The organism is Bradyrhizobium sp. STM 3809 (assembly GCF_000239795.1).
Taxonomy (GTDB): Bacteria; Pseudomonadota; Alphaproteobacteria; order Rhizobiales; family Xanthobacteraceae; genus Bradyrhizobium.
Map to the genome: position 1 here is coordinate 1 of NZ_CAFJ01000323.1, position 3,838 is coordinate 3,838.

The 3,838-nt window shown below is 65.8% G+C and carries 2 protein-coding genes; one reads left to right on the top strand and one right to left on the bottom strand.

Features of this window, described 5'->3' with window-relative positions; all coding sequences use genetic code 11:
- Positions 1 to 2,364 (bottom strand): phosphoketolase family protein (locus tag BRAS3809_RS17945; protein ID WP_035656670.1); only part of this gene is annotated, 2,364 nt, incomplete at its 3' end.
- Positions 2,365 to 2,556: 192 nt separating this feature from the next.
- Here BRAS3809_RS17945 and BRAS3809_RS17950 point away from each other — a divergent pair.
- Positions 2,557 to 3,735, top strand: a complete 1,179-nt coding sequence (locus BRAS3809_RS17950) for a PA0069 family radical SAM protein (RefSeq protein WP_035656668.1) — start codon at positions 2,557 to 2,559, stop codon at positions 3,733 to 3,735.
- Positions 3,736 to 3,838: the final 103 nt, after the last annotated feature.

The following is a 3,838-nucleotide window of genomic DNA, read 5'->3' on the forward strand; positions in this document are numbered from 1 at the left end:
GTCGCGGATCTCCGGCATGTCCTCGCCATGGGCGCGGACATAGCGCGCATGCGCGATCAGCGCGTCGCGGAAGCTCTGCTTCACCTGCGCGGCGGCAACGCTGAGCCCGGGTACGCGCTCGATCACCTCGATGGCCAGATGGAACCGGTCGAGCTCGTTCAGCACGACCATGTCGAACGGCGTCGTCGTCGTGCCTTCCTCGATGAAGCCGCGCACATGCATGCCGGCATGGTTGGTGCGGCTGTAGGTCAGGCGATGGATCAGGTGCGGATAGCCGTGATAGGCGAAGATCACGGGCTTCGCCGTGGTGAACAGGCTGTCGAAGTCGCGGTCGCTCAGGCCATGCGGATGCTCGGTGTCGGGCTGCAGGGTCATCAGGTCGACGACGTTGACGACGCGGATCTTCAAGTCGGGCAGCGCCCTGCGCAGCAGGTCGACCGCGGCGAGCGTCTCCAGGGTCGGGATGTCGCCGGCGCAGGCCATCACCACGTCGGGCTCGGCATCGGCCGGCCCGGTGCCGGCCCACGGCCAGATGCCGATGCCGGCGTCGCAATGCACCGCCGCGTCCTGCATCGAGAGCCATTGCGGCGACGGCTGCTTGCCGGCGACGATGACGTTGATGCGGTTGTAGGTGCGCAGGCAATGGTCTGATATCCACAGCAGCGTATTCGCATCGGGCGGGAAGTAGATGCGGACGATGTCGGCCTTCTTGTTGGCGACGAGGTCGACGAAGCCGGGGTCCTGGTGGCTGAAGCCGTTATGGTCCTGCCGCCAGACGTGAGAGGTCAGAAGATAGTTCAGCGACGCGATCGGCCGCCGCCATGGCAGATGCCGCGACACTTTCAGCCATTTGGCGTGCTGGTTGAACATCGAATCCACGATGTGGATGAAGGCCTCGTAGCAGGAGAACAGGCCGTGCCGGCCGGTGAGCAGATAGCCTTCCAGCCAGCCCTGGCAGAGATGCTCGCTCAGCACCTCCATGACGCGGCCGTCATGGGCGAGATGGACGTCGTAGGGCTCGATGCCCTCCATCCAGACCCGCTCGGTGACGTCGAACACGGCGTCGAGCCGGTTCGAGGCGGTCTCGTCCGGACCCATGATGCGGAAGTTCCTGGTGTCGGCATTCAGCGTGACGACGTCGCGCAGGAATTTGCCGAGCTCGCGCGTCGCTTCGGCAATGGTCTCGCCCGGTGCGCGCACCTCCACCGCGAAGGCGCGATAGTCCGGCAGCTTCAGCTCGCGCTTCAACAGCCCGCCATTGGCGTGCGGGTTGGCGCCCATGCGCCGCGTCCCCTTCGGCGTCAACGCCTGCAGTTCCGGCACGAGACGGCCCTGCGCATCGAACAGCGTCTCCGGCTGGTAGCTCTTCATCCACGCTTCGAGCAAAGCCAGATGCTCCGGCTTGCCGCGCGGATTGGCGATCGGCACCTGGTGCGCGCGCCAGAAGCCTTCGACCTTGAGGCCGTCGACTTCTTTCGGCCCGGTCCAGCCCTTCGGGCTGCGCATGATGATCATCGGCCAGCGCGGGCGCTGGAGCATCGCGTCCGGCTGACGCGCGTTCTGCTGGATCGAGCGCAGGCTCGCGAGCGCCACGTCGAGCGCGTCCGCCATCTGCCGGTGCATCGCCTTGGGGTCGTCGCCCGCGACGAACAGCGGCGCGTAGCCATAGCCCTCGAACAGGCATTTGATCTCGGCATCGCCCATGCGGCCGAGCACGGTGGGATTGGCGATCTTGTAGCCGTTGAGATGCAGGATCGGCAGCACCGCGCCGTCATGGGCCGGATTGAGGAATTTGTTCGAATGCCAGGATGCGGCGAGCGGGCCGGTTTCGGCCTCGCCGTCGCCCACCACGCAGGCGACGATCAGATCGGGATTGTCGAACGCCGCGCCGAAAGCGTGGACCAGCGCATAGCCGAGCTCGCCGCCCTCGTGGATCGAGCCCGGCGTCTCCGGCGCCGCATGGCTCGGAATGCCGCCGGGAAAGGAGAACTGCCGGAACAGCTTGCGCAAGCCATCGGCGTCGCGCGTGATGTCGGGATAGATCTCGCTGTAGGAGCCTTCGAGATAGGTGTTGGCGACCATCCCGGGGCCGCCATGGCCGGGACCGCAGACATAGATGACGTTGAGATCCTGCGCCGTGATGGCGCGGTTGAGATGGGCGTAGATGAAGTTCAACCCGGGCGTCGTGCCCCAATGGCCGAGCAGGCGCGGCTTGATGTGCTCCGGCCGGAGCGGCTCGCGCAGCAGCGGGTTGTCGAGCAGGTAGATCTGGCCGACCGAGAGATAATTGGCCGCGCGCCAGTAGCGGTCGAGCAAATCGAGATCGTCGGACGGGTTCGTGGTGTGGGGAGAACTGATCTGCATGGGACCTCGCTTGCCTTGCGCTTCGCGCCTGCGGGAGCGTGAATGAGAGTAACGCCGCACTGCCCCGTTTGAGCGCGCTCGCAGCATAGAACGGGAATGTGATGGCCGGGCCTGCGCGCGCCTACAACGCCAGCGTGTATCCACGTTCCATTTTGTTCTTGTCTTGTTCTTATTTCGTGCTATGTCTCGGCCATGAGCCGAGCATCTTCACATGCCCTCAAGCGCCCACCGGTCCAGGTGCCCTCCGAGCCGGTGGGCGCGCCTTCTCCAGGTCCTGAGACGGACTTTCCCGAACTCGCGGTCGCCATTGAACGGGGCCGGCGCCGCGGCCGGGGTGCCCAATCCAATGCGAGCGGCCGCTACGAGGCGGAGGCCCGCGTTGTCTTCGACGATGGCTGGCAGAGCCTCGAGGAGTTGCCGCCGTTCAAGACGACGGTCGCGACCGACACCTCGCGCAAGGTCATCACCCGCAACGACTCGCCTGATATCGGCTTAGACCGGTCGATCAATCCGTATCGGGGCTGCGAGCACGGTTGCGTCTACTGCTTCGCGCGGCCGACCCACGCCTTTCTGGGCCTGTCGCCGGGGCTCGACTTCGAATCCAAGCTGTTCGTGAAGCCGGATGCGCCGGCGCTGCTGGAGAAGGAGCTGGCCGCCAGCGGCTACGAGCCGCGGATGATCGCGATCGGCACCAACACCGATCCGTATCAGCCGATCGAGCGCGAGCGGAAGATCATGCGCGGCATCCTCGAGGTGCTGGAGAAGGTTGGCCATCCCGTCGGGATCGTGACCAAGTCGGCGCTGGTGATGCGTGATGCCGACATCCTGGCGCGGATGGCCAAGAAGAATCTGGCGAAGGTCGCGATCTCCGTGACCACGCTGGATCCGAAGCTGGCGCGCACCATGGAGCCGCGCGCCTCGACGCCGTCGAAGCGGCTGGAGGCGCTGCAAGCGCTGTCCAAGGCGGGTATTCCCACCACGGTCATGGTGGCGCCGGTGATCCCGGCGCTCAACGACAGCGAGATCGAGCGCATTCTCGACGCTGCCGCCCATGCCGGCGTCAAGGAAGCCGCCTACGTGCTGTTGCGGCTGCCGCTGGAGGTGCGCGACCTGTTCCGCGAATGGCTGCTCGAACATTATCCGGACCGTTATCGCCACGTCTTCACCCTGATCCGCGACATGCGCGGCGGCCGCGACTACGACTCGCAATGGGGCACGCGGATGAAAGGGACGGGGCCGATGGCCTGGATGATCGGCCGGCGCTTCGAGATCGCCTGCGAGAAGCTCGGGCTGAACAAGCGGCGGACCAAGCTGACGACGGATCATTTCGTGCGGCCGAAGGGCGGCGGGCAGCAGCTCAGCCTGTTCTAGACCAGGTTTTCACCTGGAACTGGCCATCGATTCCGGGGTGAGCTTCCGCTGTTCCACCGCGGTCATGCTCCGCGAATGCGGAGCATCCCGTACTCCGCGCCGG